General features: G+C 45.2%; 15 protein-coding genes and 4 tRNA genes. 12 read left to right on the forward strand and 7 right to left on the reverse strand.

The window, feature by feature from the left end:
* Window positions 1-93: 93 nt before the first annotated feature.
* Together FDP09_RS08420 and panB are read left to right on the forward strand one after the other, a co-directional pair.
* On the forward strand, window positions 94-597 hold the full coding sequence (locus tag FDP09_RS08420) for a phosphoribosyltransferase family protein (RefSeq protein WP_137402243.1): 504 nt from the start codon (window positions 94-96) through the stop codon (window positions 595-597).
* Between the two features lie 55 nt (window positions 598-652).
* Window positions 653-1,474, forward strand: coding sequence for a 3-methyl-2-oxobutanoate hydroxymethyltransferase (panB, locus tag FDP09_RS08425; protein WP_137402244.1), 822 nt, complete (start codon window positions 653-655; stop codon window positions 1,472-1,474).
* Window positions 1,475-1,489: 15 nt separating this feature from the next.
* Here the strand turns inward: panB and FDP09_RS08430 are convergent, their stop codons facing one another.
* A complete protein-coding gene (locus FDP09_RS08430; RefSeq protein ID WP_137402245.1) occupies window positions 1,490-1,927 on the reverse strand; it encodes a hypothetical protein in 438 nt (145 codons plus the stop codon).
* A gap of 321 nt (window positions 1,928-2,248) precedes the next feature.
* Between FDP09_RS08430 and FDP09_RS08435 the strand changes: the two genes are divergently transcribed.
* Window positions 2,249-4,492 carry an NADP-dependent isocitrate dehydrogenase gene (locus FDP09_RS08435; RefSeq protein WP_137402246.1) on the forward strand — a complete coding sequence of 748 codons (2,244 nt, stop codon included), beginning with the start codon at window positions 2,249-2,251 and terminating at the stop codon, window positions 4,490-4,492.
* Between the two features lie 83 nt (window positions 4,493-4,575).
* Here FDP09_RS08435 and FDP09_RS08440 read toward each other — a convergent pair whose 3' ends face one another.
* From FDP09_RS08440 to FDP09_RS08455, 4 genes are all read right to left on the reverse strand, one after another.
* On the reverse strand, window positions 4,576-5,334 hold the full coding sequence (locus FDP09_RS08440; protein WP_137402247.1) for a 3-keto-disaccharide hydrolase: 759 nt from the start codon (window positions 5,332-5,334) through the stop codon (window positions 4,576-4,578).
* A 51-nt stretch (window positions 5,335-5,385) separates the two neighbouring features.
* A complete protein-coding gene (locus FDP09_RS08445; protein WP_137402248.1) occupies window positions 5,386-5,811 on the reverse strand; it encodes a c-type cytochrome in 426 nt (141 codons plus the stop codon).
* A 27-nt stretch (window positions 5,812-5,838) separates the two neighbouring features.
* Window positions 5,839-6,891 (reverse strand): sugar phosphate isomerase/epimerase family protein, encoded by a 1,053-nt coding sequence (locus tag FDP09_RS08450; RefSeq protein ID WP_137402249.1) that lies wholly within the window; start codon window positions 6,889-6,891, stop codon window positions 5,839-5,841.
* 184 nt (window positions 6,892-7,075) lie between these two features.
* On the reverse strand, window positions 7,076-8,242 hold the full coding sequence (locus FDP09_RS08455; protein ID WP_187328823.1) for a Gfo/Idh/MocA family protein: 1,167 nt from the start codon (window positions 8,240-8,242) through the stop codon (window positions 7,076-7,078).
* A gap of 297 nt (window positions 8,243-8,539) precedes the next feature.
* On the opposite strand from FDP09_RS08455, the gene FDP09_RS08460 reads away from it, so the two are divergent.
* The 5 genes from FDP09_RS08460 (at window position 8,540) to FDP09_RS08480 (ending at window position 13,912) form a co-directional block, all read left to right on the forward strand.
* Window positions 8,540-9,772 carry a nucleoside permease gene (locus FDP09_RS08460; protein ID WP_137402251.1) on the forward strand — a complete coding sequence of 411 codons (1,233 nt, stop codon included), beginning with the start codon at window positions 8,540-8,542 and terminating at the stop codon, window positions 9,770-9,772.
* A 13-nt stretch (window positions 9,773-9,785) separates the two neighbouring features.
* On the forward strand, window positions 9,786-10,649 hold the full coding sequence (locus FDP09_RS08465; protein WP_137402252.1) for a hydroxypyruvate isomerase family protein: 864 nt from the start codon (window positions 9,786-9,788) through the stop codon (window positions 10,647-10,649).
* A gap of 35 nt (window positions 10,650-10,684) precedes the next feature.
* Complete coding sequence (locus tag FDP09_RS08470; RefSeq protein WP_137402253.1) at window positions 10,685-12,364, forward strand: GMC oxidoreductase; 1,680 nt, start codon at window positions 10,685-10,687, stop codon at window positions 12,362-12,364.
* A gap of 18 nt (window positions 12,365-12,382) precedes the next feature.
* The gene (locus FDP09_RS08475) at window positions 12,383-12,934 is read left to right on the forward strand and encodes a gluconate 2-dehydrogenase subunit 3 family protein (RefSeq protein WP_137402254.1); all 552 of its coding nucleotides are present in this window, start codon (window positions 12,383-12,385) and stop codon (window positions 12,932-12,934) included.
* Window positions 12,935-13,003: 69 nt separating this feature from the next.
* Window positions 13,004-13,912: a sugar phosphate isomerase/epimerase family protein gene (locus tag FDP09_RS08480; RefSeq protein WP_137402255.1), complete on the forward strand. Its 909-nt coding sequence runs from the start codon at window positions 13,004-13,006 to the stop codon at window positions 13,910-13,912.
* Between the two features lie 577 nt (window positions 13,913-14,489).
* On the opposite strand, the gene FDP09_RS08485 is transcribed toward FDP09_RS08480, so the two are convergent.
* Window positions 14,490-15,104 (reverse strand): SH3 domain-containing protein, encoded by a 615-nt coding sequence (locus FDP09_RS08485; protein ID WP_308421170.1) that lies wholly within the window; start codon window positions 15,102-15,104, stop codon window positions 14,490-14,492.
* Window positions 15,105-15,396: 292 nt separating this feature from the next.
* Here FDP09_RS08485 and FDP09_RS08490 point away from each other — a divergent pair.
* The 4 genes from FDP09_RS08490 to FDP09_RS08505 all read left to right on the forward strand — a co-directional run bounded on the left by FDP09_RS08490 (window position 15,397) and on the right by FDP09_RS08505 (window position 15,841).
* Window positions 15,397-15,469, forward strand: a tRNA-Lys gene (locus FDP09_RS08490).
* Window positions 15,470-15,506: 37 nt separating this feature from the next.
* Window positions 15,507-15,581: transfer RNA gene (locus FDP09_RS08495), tRNA-Pro, on the forward strand.
* 27 nt (window positions 15,582-15,608) lie between these two features.
* Window positions 15,609-15,682: transfer RNA gene (locus FDP09_RS08500), tRNA-Arg, on the forward strand.
* Window positions 15,683-15,768: 86 nt separating this feature from the next.
* Window positions 15,769-15,841 (forward strand) — tRNA-Lys (locus FDP09_RS08505).
* A gap of 701 nt (window positions 15,842-16,542) precedes the next feature.
* Here the strand turns inward: FDP09_RS08505 and FDP09_RS08510 are convergent.
* A complete protein-coding gene (locus FDP09_RS08510) occupies window positions 16,543-17,415 on the reverse strand; it encodes a glycoside hydrolase family 16 protein (RefSeq protein WP_137402257.1) in 873 nt (290 codons plus the stop codon).
* Window positions 17,416-17,420 lie beyond the last annotated feature (5 nt).

Consider the following 17,420-nt stretch of genomic DNA (forward strand, 5'->3'; position numbering starts at 1 on the left):
AACCCTAAATCTTTCAATTTTCAAATGTTTAATCTTTGAATCCATTTCCAATTGAAGTAATTTTCGCAGGCAAAAACGATTGATAAGATCATCATGAGTGAGATAAAGACATTAGTACTGAACCATAAGCAAATCCATCAAAAGATCGTAAGGATCGCCTATGAAATTTATGAAAGGAACGCTGGCGAGCAGGCATTGGTCTTTGCAGGTGTGACAGGGATGGGCAGCGTGTTGGCGGGGATATTGGCCGATAAGGTCAGGGAGATTTCCCCATTGGCAATACAGCAGATTGAGGTTTCCTTGGATAAATTTACCAAAGAGCAGCCTGAAATCACGGTAAGTCCTGCGGTGGATTTGACCGATCAGTGCCTTGTGATCATAGACGATGTGCTGAACTCCGGCCGTACGCTTACCTATGTGATGGAGCCTTTTGTGAAGTATGCTGTCAAGCAGATTGAGATTGCTGTTTTGGTCAATCGGAGTCACAAGAAATTCCCGGTATCCGCTGATTATACAGGTTATGAACTGGCCACCACATTAAGTGAAAATATAGAGGTGCACTTGGATGACCACGATTCGACTGTTTATCTTCAATAGGCCATTACCAAAACCATATATTCGATACTAAAACCACGTAATATTCCCAAAAATCATGTCCGTACACCAGTCCTCCAATGTCAAGAGAATTACGACCCACGTCTTACAGGAAATGAAGACACGCGGTGAAAAAATTTCCATGTTGACCGCTTATGATTTTTCGATGGCGGGGATTTTGGATGGTGCCGGATTGGATATCATTTTGGTGGGGGATTCCGCTTCCAATGTCATGGCGGGACATGAAACCACATTGCCCATCACGCTGGATCAGATGATCTATCACGCTTCTTCTGTAGTGCGTGCAGTAAAACGAGCATTGGTCGTGGTGGACATTCCCTTTGGTTCCTATCAGGGCAACTCCTCCGAGGCACTTCGATCTGCGATCAGGATTATGAAAGAATCAGGAGCACATGCGGTGAAAGTAGAAGGAGGAGCTGAGATCAAGGAGTCAGTCGTACGGATATTGAGTGCAGGTGTGCCGGTGATGGGGCATTTGGGGCTTACACCACAGTCCATTTATAAGTTCGGTACTTATACGGTAAGGGCAAAAGAGGAAGATGAAGCGACTAAATTGATTGCTGACGCCAAGGTGTTGGAGGAATGTGGCTGTTTTGCGATCACGCTGGAGAAGATTCCTGCGCAGCTCGCCAAAAAAGTGGCCGAAACAGTATCCATACCGGTCATTGGGATAGGAGCGGGACCTTATGTGGATGGCCAAGTGCTTGTGGTACATGACATGCTGGGGATTACCCAAGAGTTTAAGCCGCGTTTTTTAAGGCAGTATGCTGATTTACGCGGTATCATGACAGAAGCCGTGGAAGGCTATATCAAGGACGTCAAAGCAAATGACTTTCCGAACGAGAAGGAGAGTTATTGATGGTACTGATGAAGCTTAATTTTTGAAACTAGCTATGAAAATTACTGGATTTGCCTCTCCTTCTGAGGGACATAGACGCTCATTTTTCGGGATTTTATCTTTATTAAGTTGATAGAATGCCTGGAGTTCTTCTGCCGTATGGTAATACCATGCATATTGTTGGTTTGCCCCGGAAAAACTTATGGTTGATGGCGAGAGAAACAAATCATTTTGAAATTCTTTTAGTACATGACCTTTCTGGTGTTTCCAATCGATCAAAAGGTAACGTTGGACCTGATGGTGCTTGATTTGAAAAATTAAATTTCCAGAAGGAAGCTGAATGCCATTTCTAATGTTAGAATACCCCTTAAAGGAATTGAAGGAATGTAGCTTTTCTAATGGATCCTTTACCTGTCCAAATGTTTCTATAGGATAAAATTGACAGATCAGCAGGGTCAAAAGAATATGTCGCATAGAAAAATGTTTTTTTTAATATAACTAATATTTTAATAGTTTAAAATATTCTATCCCGTCGAATGCTCGGGGATTTATGGGGAATGGGAGAGTATTCTTCCATAAATCAAAATGAAGTTTTGTATGGTGTGCCGGGCTGTCATGTATGCAACTGGCTGTGTTCCTGTATATTCAGCTGAGTGCCTTTGAATACGCGATATTTTGCGTAATTTAGCGGCAAAATCAAGTGCTTAGGCATTTTAGGAGAATTTATTGTTTAGCGAAATACAGCCAAGCTTAAGGGTACCTTACGCTTGGTTGTGTATAAATTTTAAAATAGAAATGACCACTACAAAAACACCGAAGATCCTTTATACACTGACCGACGAGGCACCAGCTTTGGCAACCTATTCTTTGTTGCCGATCATCAAATCATTTACCGATTCAGCGGGTGTTGTTGTCGAGACCAGGGACATCTCCCTATCTGGCAGGATCATCGCCAATTTTCCGGAGTACCTGAAAGAGGATCAGCGCATTAGTGATGCTTTGGCCGAGTTGGGTGAGATTGCCAAAACACCAGAGGCCAATATCGTGAAGCTGCCCAATATCAGTGCATCCATTCCGCAGTTGAAAGCAGCAATTAAGGAATTGCAGGAGAAAGGCTATGCCCTTCCGGATTATCCTGATGAGCCAAAGGACCAAGAAGAAAAAGGTGTAAAGGCCAAGTATGATAAAATCAAAGGAAGTGCGGTAAATCCCGTTTTAAGGGAAGGGAATTCAGATCGGAGGGCTCCGCAGGCCGTGAAGCAATTCGCACGAAACAATCCCCACAGCATGGGAGCGTGGAGTGCCGACAGCAAGTCCCATGTGGCGAGCATGCCAGAAGGAGACTTCTATGGTAGTGAGCAATCGCTGACTATGTCCGCGGCAGGTACCGTAAAGATCCAGTTGGAAGCCAACGATGGCTCGGTGACGGTACTGAAAGATGCATTGGAGCTCCAGGAAGGAGAGGTGATCGATTCTTCCGTGATGAGTGTCAAAAAGCTGCAGGCCTTCTTGGCCGAGCAAAAAGAAGATGCCAAAGCCAAGGGCATTTTGTTTTCGCTCCACATGAAGGCGACCATGATGAAGGTTTCTGACCCGATTATTTTCGGTCATGCTGTGAAGGTGTTTTTTGCTCCAGTATTTGAAAAGCATGCCGCCACCATAAAGGAACTTGGTGTGGATGTAAACAATGGCTTCGGAGACCTGGTGAGTTCACTGGAAAAACTTCCGGCGGACAAGCGAAAAGAAATTGAAGCAGACATAGAAGCATGTTTTGCTGAAAGTCCTGATTTGGCAATGGTTAATTCCCATAAAGGCATCACTAACCTTCACGTGCCGAGTGATGTGATCATCGATGCTTCCATGCCGGCCATGATCCGGACTTCGGGTCAGATGTGGAACAAAAATGATGCGCTTCAAGATACGAAGGCCATCATTCCAGATCGTTCTTATGCGGGTGTTTATCAAGAGACAATTGATTTCTGTAAGAAACACGGTGCATTTGATCCGACGACCATGGGCAGCGTGCCCAATGTAGGATTGATGGCTCAGAAGGCAGAAGAGTACGGTTCCCACGATAAGACCTTCGAAGCGGCTGCTGATGGGGCAATTAAAGTGCTGAATGCTGCCGGAGAAACCTTGATGGAGCATAAGGTCGAAAAAGGCGATATCTTCAGGATGTGCCAGACCAAAGATGCTCCTATCCAAGACTGGGTGAAATTGGCCGTAAACCGTGCCCGATCCAGCAATACCCCGGCTGTGTTCTGGTTGGATGAAAACAGGGCACACGATGCGCAGTTGATCCAAAAGGTAAACCAGTATCTTCCTCAGCATGATACAGCTGGGTTGGACATCAGAATCCTTTCACCGGTGGAAGCTACGCGGTTCTCACTAGAGCGAATCAAGGAAGGAAAAGACACCATCTCTGTGACAGGTAATGTGCTAAGGGATTATTTGACGGACCTTTTCCCGATTTTAGAATTGGGCACGTCGGCAAAAATGCTGTCCATTGTACCATTGATGAATGGTGGCGGCTTGTTCGAAACAGGTGCCGGTGGATCTGCGCCGAAGCACGTGCAGCAGTTTGTTGAAGAAGGCCATTTAAGGTGGGATTCCTTGGGTGAATTCTTGGCATTGGCCGTCTCATTGGAGCACCTTGGTGAGACATTTGATAACAAGAGGGCCATTGTGCTGGGTAAAACCTTGGATACTGCCACCGGTAAATTCCTGGAAAACGGAAAGTCACCCTCCCGTAAAGTCAATGAGCTTGACAACAGAGGAAGTCATTATTACTTGGCCATGTACTGGGCAGAAGCGCTTGCCAACCAAGATGAAGATGCTGCTCTGAAGGAGATCTTTACCAAAGTGGCCAAAGCCATGGAAGAGAAAGAAGAGCAGGTAATTGCTGAACTGAACGGTGCCCAGGGAAGCCCTGTGGATATCGGTGGTTATTTCAAGCCAGCAGAGGATAAAACCTCCAAGGCCATGCGTCCAAGCCAGACCTTAAATGGAATTTTGGAAATGGTCGTGGCGAGTGCTTAATGCTTGACTGATATTTGACAAATGTAAAAAGGGCTCCATTTTGGAGCCCTTTTTACATTTGTAAACAATTGACTGAGTGTTTTCTACAACTCCTTGATCATAATATTCTTAAACCAGATGTTGTTTCCATGGTCTTGCAGGGCGATTTTGCCTTTTTGGTATTGGCCAAAGCCTTCCGTGTTTTTGAATTTACTATTGGCAATAAGTTCCTTCCAGCTATCGTCCCAAAGCGTGGTTTCAACTGTTTTTACGCCATTTAGGATAAAGGTTAACTTACCTTGGTCGATGATGATTTCGGAGGTGTTCCATTCGCCAACAGGATTTTCAGCTTCCTCAGTAGCTTTGATCAGGTCGTAAAGGTCACCTGTACGGTGTTTTTCGATTTTGCCATCGGGATGACCGTCGTTGTCCAGCAGTTGGTATTCAGGCCCAGTATTCCAGGAATGTTTATATTTATCCAGTTCCTGTACCAAAAATATGATGCCGCTGTTCCCGTTTTCAGATATCTTCCAATCCAGTTTCAAGTGGAAGTTATCATAGGCCTTTTCAGTAACGATATCTCCGCCACCATTTACTTGCCAGTTTTCTTTATTGGAAGCGTCCAGATAGAGCACGCCATCCTCCACTTTCCAAGCAGGACCCACGGTTTCTTTATTATAGGTGGTCCATCCGTCGAGGTTTTGGCCATTGAAAAGCTTGGTCCATTCTCCCTTGGAGGATGTTTCAGTTTTTAGCGCTACTTCTTCTTTGACGGATTCGTTTTCAGTGTTTCCGTTCTCAGCAGAACCACATGCTGCGGCCATAAGGCTGATTACAGATAGGGATAATATCGTTTTTTTCATAGAAATTAATTTATAAAAGAGGTATGTCAAAGTCCCCTTTAAGGTTTAGGGTTATTTCTTGAGCATTAGGACGTATTTCACCATTTTCTTGGCATCGTCTTCAGAAAGGCCCGGGTGAGCAGGCATGGGGACTTGTCCCCAAACCCCGTTATTTCCTTCGATTACTCTTTTGGCAAGGGTCTCGATGTTTTCGTCGGTGCTTTCATATTTTTCGGCCACATCTTTATAGGCGGGACCTACGATTTTTCTTTCCACCATATGGCAGCTAGGGCAGTCAGACTCCTTTACCAAGGCCAGGCCATCGACATAATCGGGATTGTCTTTGTACATTTCGTCAAAGCTCATGTCCTTTTTAGGGGCTGCTGTTTCAGTTGTTGCCGTCGTTTCTTCTGATTTTGTGTCTGACCCACCGCCACAAGCGTAGGCCACTCCTGCAAGTGCGATAGCACCTGCGCTGGCTAATTTACTTAAGTTCATTGGTTCTATAGGTTTGTTTGTATTTAATTAAATTCCTAGCACTTTTTTGTTGAGCGCATCGTCAGTACCTGCAGAGGCAAAATCGTCAAAGGACTTTTCCGTTACCCTGATGATTTTTTCACTGATAAATTTAGCTCCTTCGATTGCTCCCGCTTCAGGGTGCTTGATGGCACATTCCCATTCCAAAACTGCCCAGCCATCAAATCCGTACTGGGACAATTTACTGAAGATGGCATTGAAGTCCACCTGTCCGTCACCGAGTGAGCGGAACCTTCCGGCACGGTCGATCCAGCTTTGGTAGCCACCATAGACGCCTTGTTTTCCTGTAGGATTGAATTCTGCGTCTTTGACATGAAACATCTTGATCCTGTCTTTGTAGAAATCGATGAATTGCACATAATCCAAGCACTGCAATACGAAGTGGCTCGGATCATAAAGGATATTGGCCCTGGGGTGGTGGTTTACTTTCTCCAGGAACATCTCAAACGTCACTCCGTCATGCAGGTCTTCTCCCGGGTGTAATTCATAGCATAAATCTACACCATTTTTATCAAATTCATCTAAAATAGGAATCCACCTTTTGGCCAACTCCTCAAATCCTGCTTCTACCAACCCTGCTGGACGTTGTGGCCAAGGGTAAACGGTGTGCCACATCAGGGCGCCACTGAAGGTGCCATGCTTGGTCAGTCCCAAATTTTTGGATGCTTTGGCAGCATACATGAGTTGTTGTGTGGCCCAGGCTGATTTGCCTTTGAGGTCTCCTTTAAGCTCCTCGGGAGCAAATGCATCAAACAATTCATTATAAGCAGGATTGATTGCGACGAGTTGCCCCTGGAGGTGAGTGCTCAGTTCGGAGATTTCCAAACCGGCATCCTGTACAGTTTTTTGAATTTCATCAGCATAGTTTTTGTCTTCTGCTGCTTTTTTCAAATCCATTAGTCTGCCGTCCCAAGAAGGTATCTGAACGGCCTTGTAGCCTATGCTCGCTGCCCATTCACAGATGCTTTTGAGGCTGTTGAAGGGTGCTTGGTCATCTACAAATTGCGCTAAAAATAACGCAGGGCCTTTGATGGTCTTCATACGATAGGGTTTTTTTAAGTTTATTAAATTAATCGTTTTAGCAAATGAATTGAGAATGCAAAATACATTCTTTCACGCTATTCTTTAAATATTTTGATGGCTTTTTGTTACCAATGTTTTGCAAGGGAGCCTTTTTGGGGCCAAAAGGTAGTCGGTCAGGCGCCTTTTCAGGAAGAAAAACAGCCTAAACTTCAAGTTTTGTCCATTTTTGCTCAGACTGGCCACTTTTTACGACTTGCTCGATAAAGGCCATGCCCCTCACCCCATCATCGGCGCCCGGGAAATCCAGCCATTCTTTTTCAGGTGTTTGACCGTTTATTTTGGCCAATAAGGTTTTTGTAAAATTGTTATAATGATTGGCAAAAGCCTCTAAATAGCCTTCCGGATGGCCGGCTGGAGTTCTGGTGTTGGCCAGGGCATAACTGGAAAGATAGGGCACATTGCCTCCTGCGCGGTAAATCTGATCGGGTTGTTCGGGGTGGCGGAGGATCAGGGAATTGGCGTCTTCCTGTTGCCATTCCAGTCCTGCCTTGTCTCCATATACCCTTATTTTGAGGTTGTTTTCAGCGCCGGATGCCACTTGGCTGGCCATGAGGACTCCGGAGGCACCGTTGTCAAACTTCAGGAGGACGATTCCATCATCATCCAGTGTCCTGCCATCGACGATGGTGTTGAGGTCAGCGCAGAGCTTATCGAGCTTCAATCCACTGACATATTCGGCCAGGTTCATGGCATGTGTGCCGATATCACCCATGCAGCCGGCTACGCCACTTTTTTTAGGATCTGTACGCCAAGCCGCTTGTTTGTTTCCTTCATCAGAAAAATCCTTCCAAAGCCAGCCTTGAGGGTACTCAACATACACTTTTCTGATGTTTCCCAAGGTGCCATTGGCGATGAGCTGCCGGGCTTCCTTTACCATCGGATAGCCAGTGTAAGTATGGGTGAGGCAAAACAGCATGCCGGTTTGCTCAATGGTCTTTTCCAACTGCTTGGCTTCGTCCAGTGTAAGGGTCATGGGTTTGTCCAGGACCACATGAAAACCATTTTGAAGGGCCTTGATGGTCGGGTCGAAGTGTACGTGGTTTGGTGTCACGATACTGACAAAGTCTATTCTTTCTCCCTCGGGAAGTTGTTTTTCTTTTTCATACATTTCATCGTATGATTGATAGACACGGCTGCTGTCGAGGGAGAGTTCCTTTCCTGCCTGCTCGGATTTTTCAGGCTTGCTACTGAATGCTCCTGCTACCAATTCAATTTTTCCGTCCATATTGGCGGCGATACGGTGTACGGCTCCTATGAATGAGCCCGGTCCTCCACCGATCATACCCATTCGGAGTTTACGATGATTCATAATTTTTGCTATTTTAGAATTTGATATGTTTTTTCAATTTGTTTTGGACACGAAAGTTATTGCTGCCTTCTCCTTGCTGTTTTTATTCGAGATCAAATGATTTTTTATTGATCAATAGCGATATAGCAATGTGAGTGGCAATGATTCGTAATACAGAACCATTATACTTACGTCTTTGTCTCGGCAAAACTAAAATTAAGCGAAAAACACTAAAATTTAAATTATTATTTAAGTAGTTTGGCTTTTTCTTTTTAAGTTGAGAATTAATAATTGCACAAAAAAACCTATTAAAAACCTATGAGTTTCAATACGAAGTTTAAGCTGTCCTTTATGATGTTCCTCGAATTCTTCATTTGGGGAGGTTGGTTTGTCACCTTGGGGTTATTCCTTGGAAACAACTTAGGGACGAATGGAGCACAGGATGCAGCTGTGTTTTCGACACAATCGCTGGGAGCCATTATCGCTCCTTTTATTATTGGGTTGATTGCCGACAAGTACTTTAATGCAGAACGGATTTTGGGAATACTTCATCTGATTGGTGCGGTATTGATGTACCTCATGTACACCGCAACTGATTTTGAATCGTTTTACCCTTATGTGTTTGCCTACATGGTGGCCTATATGCCCACATTGGCCTTGGTGAATTCGGTTTCCTTTAATCAGATGAGCAATCCTGAAAAGGAATTTGGTGTCATCCGGGTGTGGGGAACGATTGGTTGGATCGTAGCCGGTTTGGTGATCAGTTTGGTGTTTGCTTGGGATTCCACGGAAAATGCAGCAGCTGGAATGTTGAAATATACCTTTTTGATGACTTGCATCGCCTCGTTGGTATTGGGTGTTTACAGCTTTATGCTGCCGAAGACGCCTCCAAAAATTGCCAAAGGCGAGAAAAAGTCCATCTCAGAGATTCTGGGGCTTGATGCATTTACACTTCTAAAAGACAGGAATTACTTGGTTTTCTTTTTGTCTTCGGTATTGATTTGTATCCCCCTTGCCTTTTATTATCAAAATGCCAGTAAATTTTTCGGTGAGATCGGTATGACGAATCTTACCAGTAAAATGGCCTTAGGGCAAGGCAGTGAGGTGCTCTTCATGCTGTTGCTTCCGATCTTCTTTGGTAAATTCGGTGTAAAGAAAACCTTGTTGGTAGGCATGTTGGCTTGGGTGGTCCGTTATGCGCTGTTTGCCTTTGGTAATGTCGGGGAGCTTTCTTTTATGCTTCTGACGGGAATTGCCCTTCATGGGATTTGCTATGACTTCTTTTTTGTTTCCGGGCAGATTTACACAGACTCCAAAGCAGGCGAAAAGTTCAAGAGTGCTGCGCAGGGAATGATTACCCTCGCTACCTATGGCGTGGGCATGCTGATCGGCTTTTGGGTAGCAGGATGGGCATATGACACCTATGAAATGAGTGACAAAGTCCACGACTGGAAGACAATCTGGTTGATTCCGTCTGGAATTGCCGTATTGGTAGCCCTGATCTTTGCCGTGGCTTTTAAACAGAAAAAACCTACGCCTGTAGAGGCTTAAATATTTTGTCAGAATGAAGCCTCGTAGATCAGCAATAAAGAAAATGATGGTGGGGTCAGCAGTGCTTAGTGGCTTGCCCTACTTGAATCTCAAAGCAAAAAATAAAGACATGTTGAAAGGAAATATAAACCATTCTGTGTGCCGATGGACATATGGCCATCTGTCACTCGATGAGTTATGTGTACTGATTAAAGATATTGGATTTAATGCCATTGACCTGCTAGGCCCTGATGATTGGCCTACGGCCCAAAAGCATGGGGTGTACAGCTCCATGTGCAATGGTGCAGAGATCAGTCTTGAGGAGGGGTTTAGCCATTCGGAATACCACGATACCCTCATCAAAAACTATACGGAAATGATCCCCCTCGTGGCCAAAAACGGTTACAAAAACCTGATTTGCTTTAGTGGGAACAGAAATGGTATGGACGATGAAACAGGCCTTCAAAACAGTGTAAAGGGGCTACAGAAATTATTGCCCCTAGCAGAAAAGCACGGCGTTACCCTGACCATGGAATTGCTAAACAGCAAGGTGAATCATCCGGATTATATGTGTGATAAAAGCGTTTGGGGAGTAGAATTGTGCAAGCGGCTGGACAATGAAAATTTCAACCTCCTATATGACATTTATCATATGCAAATCGATGAAGGAGACGTGATCCGTACGATTGGTGAGAATCATCAGTATTATGGACATTATCATACAGCAGGAAATCCGGGCAGAAATGAAATCGATGATACCCAGGAGCTAAATTACCCTGCAATCATTAAAGCCATTGCGAAAACAGGCTTTAAGGGCTATATTGCCCAGGAGTTTATCCCAAAGGCTGATGACAAGGCCGCGTCACTCAGGGAGGCCATCGCCTTATGTGACATATAAACCAGAATAACCTAATAAAAACCTATAGATGAATTATGGCAAATCAAGAGTATGATGCAATTGTCGTCGGCTCAGGTATCAGCGGCGGCTGGGCTGCTAAGGAGTTGACAGAGAAAGGGCTCAAGGTTTTGTTACTCGAAAGGGGGCAAAATGTGGAGCACGTAAAAGACTATAAGAATGCGACCTTACCTCCATGGGAAATACCCCATAGAGGAAGAGCGACCACCGAAATGATCGAAAATCACCCTAACCTAAAACGTGACTATGTACTGAACGAACTGGTGTTGGATTGGTGGGCACATGAAGATACTTCTCCCTACGTGGAGGAGAAACCCTTTACCTGGTTCAGGGGCTATCAGGTGGGTGGTAGGTCATTGCTTTGGGGCAGACAGAGTTACCGCTGGTCAGACCTGGATTTTGAAGCCAATTTGAAGGAAGGTATTGCCGTGGATTGGCCAATCAGGTATAAGGACATCGCTCCTTGGTACGATTATGTAGAGAAATTCGCTGGGATTGCAGGAAATAAAGACGGCCTGGACGTATTGCCAGATGGGCAGTTTATGCCGCCATTTGCGATGAACTGTGTGGAAAAGGACGTAAAGGAGCGGATAACAAAAAAATTCGAAGGAAAACGTCACCTGATCAATTCCCGGGTGGCCAATATTACAGAGCCACTTCCGGGAAGGCCGGGCTGTCAAGCGAGGAATAAGTGTTGGTTAGGCTGTCCTTTTGGAGGGTATTTCAGTACACAGGCTTCTACCCTGCCGGCTGCGATGGCTACCGGAAACCTAACCCTTCGTCCATATTCCATTGTCCACCGTGTATTGTACGATAAAGACACTAAGAAAGCGACGGGAGTAGAAATCGTGGATGCTGAGACCATGGAAACCATCGAGTATAAATCCAAGATTGTATTCCTTTGTGCTTCGGCCCTTAATTCTGCTCACGTATTGATGCGCTCGGCAACCGATATCTGGCCGGAAGGACTAGGCAGTAGTTCTGGTGAGCTAGGCCATAATGTGATGGACCATCATTTTAGACTTGGAGCAAGCGGCTCCGTGGAAGGGTACGATGATAAATATTATTTTGGTAGAAGGCCAGGAGGCATTTATATACCACGGTACAGGAATGTAGGAGACGACAAGCGTGACTACGTGCGTGGTTTTGGCTACCAAGGCGGAGCAAGTAGAAGTGGATGGGGCAGAAATGTCGCAGAAATGAATATCGGAGGGCCATTGAAGGAAGCCCTTACCGAGCCAGGGCCTTGGAGCATGGGCATGATGGCTTTTGGCGAAATCCTGCCTTACCACGAAAACACGATCAAGATCAGTAAAGATGTGAAGGATAAGTGGGGCATGTATGCACTGGTCATGAATGCTGAGATCAAGGACAATGAGCAGAAGATGCGTAAGGATATGATGAATGATGCCGCTGAAATGCTGGAAGCAGCAGGGGTCAAGAATATCCATACCTATGATTCTGGCTATACCTTCGGACAGGGAATTCACGAAATGGGAACCGCTCGCATGGGCAGGGATCCCAAAACCTCCGTCCTGAACGAAAACAACCAAGTATGGGATGCCAAAAACGTGTTTGTGACTGATGGGGCAGCGATGACGTCTGCGGCTGCGGTAAATCCGTCACTGACCTATATGGCACTGACGGCCCGAGCAGCAGATTTTGCTGTGAAGGAACTCAAAAAAGGAAACCTTTAACCCAAAACGACACGAATTATGGCAATGAACAGAAGAGATGCACTGAAGAGCTTTGCGCTCATGATGGGCGGGACCATGGTAGGAGCAAATGCCCTGCTGACAGGGTGTACGCCTGATAAGCAAATAGAAGGGCTGGACTTTAGCCCTGAAGAAATCGCCTTTCTGGACGAAATCGGCGATACAATCATCCCGACCACGGATACCCCTGGGGCGAAGGCTGTGGGAATAGGTTCCTTTATGGTCATGATGGTCAAGGATACTTATTGGGAAGAGGAACAGAAGCAGTTTGTGGATGGCTTGAACAGTCTAAGGAAGGGGTTCAAAGAGGAGGTAGGAAAAGACTTTGTGGAGGCCTCCCAGGAAGAACGAACCGCTTATCTCAATAAACTAAATGCAGCAGCCAAAAATGAAGATGGCCCGAAGTATTTCAACATGTTAAAAGACCTCACTGTACTGGGGTATTTTACTTCTGAAATAGGCGCTACCCAAGCGCTGAATTATGTGGAAGTCCCAGGCAAGTGGGAACCATGCATCGACTACAAAAAAGGGGATAAAGCATACGCTATCTAACTCCCTGCAAACGGAACAACGCAGGTGCGCTGTTCCGTTTTTTTTACAATCATTAATCAAAACCCTATTATGAACAAAAGAAGGAAGTTTTTAAAGCTGGGAGCAGCTTTTACTGCGGGATCATTTTTGCCCTTACAGTTTTGTTCTTCTCCCAAAAGTGGAAGTGAAACGGCCGTCGTAGAGGAGGCGGTAAAGGAATCCGTTAAGGAAAAGTTGGAGAGCTTTGGGATCCAGCTGTACTCGGTAAAGGGAGATATGGCAGAGAATGCCCAAGAAGCCATTAAGAAGATAGCAGGGTATGGCTATCATCAGATCGAAGGCTTTGACGGTGGCAAAGGGATCTTTTGGGGAATGAAGAACACGGAGTTCAAGTCGTTTACGGAAGATTTGGGGCTTGACTTTGTCGCTTCCCATGCCAATGTTTTTGAGAATACAGAGAAGCTGGCTGCTGAAGCGGGGGAGATTGGGATGAAATACCTGATCGCACCATATGTGGGGGCACAGGAATCCATGGAAGATTGGAAAAAAATGGCGGATAGCTTTAATAAGGTAGGAGAGATTTGCAAGTCTAACGGACTGCGCTTTGCTTACCATAACCATGGCTATACGTTTGAAGCATTGGAAGGCCAGATGCCGCAAGATTTCCTTTTGGAAAATACCGATCCTGATTTGGTGGATTTTGAACTTGATATCTATTGGGCGGTGACAGCCGGCGCTGACCCACAGGCATATTTTGAGAAGTACAAAAACCGTTTTAGGCTTTGCCACGTGAAAGACCGCGAAAAAGGAGCGCCAGCTGGAGAGCATAATGCCTCTACTGTGCTAGGTACGGGCACTATTGATTATGGTGAGGTACTTAGAACAGCAAAGGATAATGGTATGCAGTATTTTATAGTGGAGCAAGAGAAGTTCTCTGGTGCCACGCCAATGGAGGCAGCGGAAAAAAATGCTTCCTATTTGAAGGGACTTGAAATTTAATCCGGTTTATCCAATTGAAACTTTAGAAAGGCAGCTCAGGTGGGCTGCCTTTTTTGATGGTGTTAATGTGGAGAGGTTATGGGTTTTATGACGTCGGTCTGAGGTCAAAAGCTGGTGTTGCAGCGATTTTTAAAGCTATAGCCTTCTTGGTGAGAAACGGCATCTTGGAGGGGCTCTAGCGTCAAACCAAACCTAAACCTAGGTACCTGAGCTCGACTTGTTTTTAGCATTAAAAGCGTCATGCGAACCCTTTTTTAGGAGGATGTGGATTGGAAAAGGGTGTGGCCAACTCGAAATACCGAGACTGCCACGGCTTCCACCCCTCAAATCTCCCTCTAAGCCTCGCAGTGACGATTTTATAGTCGAACTGAGGTTAGGTGGGATCCGGTGCGTCTTTTGGCCTATCGCTACGTTGCAAAAATGATGACTTCCTTAGCTAGGGATAGGGGCGTTTTTTGCGCCTTGATCTCGTCCAAAATCCACTACCGCTTTGCCCGCCAATTAAGCGTTGACTTGATACTAGGGCTATTAGGTGGACTGTAAGTGTTTTGGTCCAACAGGCAGTTTTTTGCCTTTACTAAAGCTTTGACACAGCATTCTTTTTTACATAGGCGTCTTGTCCATCCCAGTCGATCCTGTACCAGATGTCTTCCGAAGATTTGATGATTACCCTGTGTCCAGAATTGACCTTGTCGATAAATTTTCCTGCGGCGGTAGGTTGGGCCATGATGATTGTAGGACTTTCTTTGATGATGCCTGATTGGGGCGCTAAAAGGAAGTTGTTACTAAGAAAGGCAAGGACTATCAGAATGGCGGATGGGATCAGGTATTTCGGCTGGCGGGTTTTGTTTTTAGCCAAGACATAGATCAGGGAAAGGACCAATAGCAAAGCAAAGATCCCGGTGATGGGTTGTTGGTAGTCGGTGAGGAGCTTGAAAAACTGAGCGCTATCAGAGACAGTATATCCCTTCAGGTCGGGTTGGTCTGTGAGGGACTTGATCTTACTGATGACTTTGGGAGATGGATTGTGGTCGTAGTATTTTGAAAGATAGAGAGAGGCGTCTTCGTAGTTTCCCATTCCTTCGGTAATGTAGGCCATCTTTAGAAGCATGGCGGGAGAGTAGGCCTCTTGGTTTTGGAGGATGTCTGTATAGAGCTTGTAGGCCTCTTGATAGCTTTGTGCGGTGAACAAAGAATCTGCTAAAATTAGCTTATCGTTATTTGCTTGACAATTAATGCTTTGCAGGATAACGATTAAAAAGACTGAAAATTTTACAATAAAGTTTCGATTGATGTTTGGCATTTTTAAAATAGTCTCTTAAATTTGCAGTCCAATTACGACAAAGATATAACAAAAAGCAAGTCGAAATTGACAAAAAAACGAAAACCAAAAGCGGTTTTTGGAATTTGAAAAAGGATAAATTCTTCTTTAGCTTGCTGTCGATATGATGGCGAATTTCATTGCCAAAGAAAGAAAAGATAATGATTCCGTAGCTCAGCTGGTAGAGCAATACACTTTTAATGTATGGGTCCTGGGTTCGAGCCCCAGCGGGATCACATTTGATCGTTCCAAACGAGGGACAGGAAAAACTTACGGGGTGTAGCGTAGCCCGGTCATCGCGCCTGCTTTGGGAGCAGGAGGTCGCAGGTTCGAATCCTGCCACCCCGACTTAAATGCTTTGAAAAATAAGTATCAGGTCCTGTAGCTCAACTGGATAGAGCAACTGCCTTCTAAGCAGTAGGTTAAAGGTTCGAGTCCTTTCAGGATCACACAAGCGGAAAGCAATTTCCGCTTATTTATTGAATAATTACTCGGTTCTTGTAAGGAGGATTAAAGATTTTCAAAAAAACATCATGATTCCGTAGCTCAGCTGGTAGAGCAATACACTTTTAATGTATGGGTCCTGGGTTCGAGCCCCAGCGGGATCACTTAAAGCCTGACTTTCGAGTCGGGCTTTTTGCGTTTTTAGGAGTGTTGTTTCAATCCGAAAATAGGGGGGCAAGTGGAAAAGTTGGGGACTCATGGAACGCTGATAACGCAGATGATTATGATTTGCGCTGATTTTTTTCTTAAACTGGAAAAGCCAAGTAGGGATCAAGCGGAAGCGCTAGGTCAAGCAAATAAGCTGGGGGATTTTGCTCCATGAGGCTGCCTTGGAGGTATAAAGTACAAGGTACGAAGTACGATGACAAAAAAGTTGTATCTAGTATGTGGTACAGTATTACGCGGGACAATTCCCCCTTTTAGGGGGTTAGGGGGTACAAAGAAGTATTTGGTAGCTGGTATTTAGTATTGGAATATAGTATTTGGCAGGAAAGAAGCCTTCATGAAAGTTGGGTGTTTGTTTGGACTGGCCCAGCGGGGCAATATCTTGGTAACCATGGGTTACAGCCCATGGTAAAATAGCAATGTGAAGTGTTTATCATTTTAGCAGCCATGACCATTCTATTCATCACAAATTCCCGCTAAAACCCATTCGCGCGGATGGAGGAAGCCCATCGTTTTAATGGTATGAAATTCTCTTTCATAAGACCATGTCAATATTCGTCCCTTAGAAATATTGCTTGATCAAAAAAATCCCCATCACTCCATAAAGGAGTATGGGGATTGATAGGGGGTGGATATCCGGTTACTTTTCGATCATCTCGTACACCCTTACGTAATCAATGTTGAATGAAGCAGGAAAGGCTTCTTGGTCCACGCCTTCGGCCCCTCCCCAGTCTCCTCCTACGGCGAGATTGAGCAGAACATGAAAGGTTTTGTCAAATGGCCAAGAAGGGTATCCTTTACCATCATTGGTGAATGTGAACAGTAATTCATCATCAATATAGCCTCTGATAGCGTATGGCGTCCAGTCCACCCGGTAAGTGTGGTAAGCCTCACTGACATGTTTTACTTCGCGTTTTTTACCTACTTGAGTCCCCATTTTGTGATTAAAGGCTTCTGTGTGGACCGTGATGTGGACGATATCTTGATCATAACCTACATGTTCCATGATGTCTATTTCTCCGGATGCAGGCCATCCTCCATACTCCCATTCAGTAGGAAGCATCCAGATTGCTGGCCATGTGCCCCTGCCTTTGGGCAGGCGTGCTTTTACTTCGAAACGGCCGTAAAGGAAATCCCCCTTTCCTTTGCTGACCAATCGGGCTGAAGTGAAGTTGTTGGATTCTTTGTTTTCATTTATTGCTGTGATAGTCAATACACCGTTGGCTACCTTGGCATTGTTCAGCGCTTCGGTGTAATATTGGAGCTCTTTGTTGCCCCAGCCATGGCCACCGGTGTCATATCCCCATTTTTCCGGATCTGGGTAGCCCTCATAGTCAAACTCGTCTTGCCATATTGGCGTTTTTTTAAATTCCCACCCCAAGTCCTTTGGAGGGGCGGGCGCAGGGATATTGGGAGCGGGGGCCTCAGACTGACCGGAGCAGGCCGTTGGGAAAAAACCAAGGGCCAAAGCAGTCAAAAGGGGGCAAAATAGGTTTGATAGTATTTTGTTCATAGATC

Source organism: Echinicola rosea (genome assembly GCF_005281475.1).
In the GTDB taxonomy this organism is placed as follows: Bacteria; Bacteroidota; Bacteroidia; order Cytophagales; family Cyclobacteriaceae; genus Echinicola; species Echinicola rosea.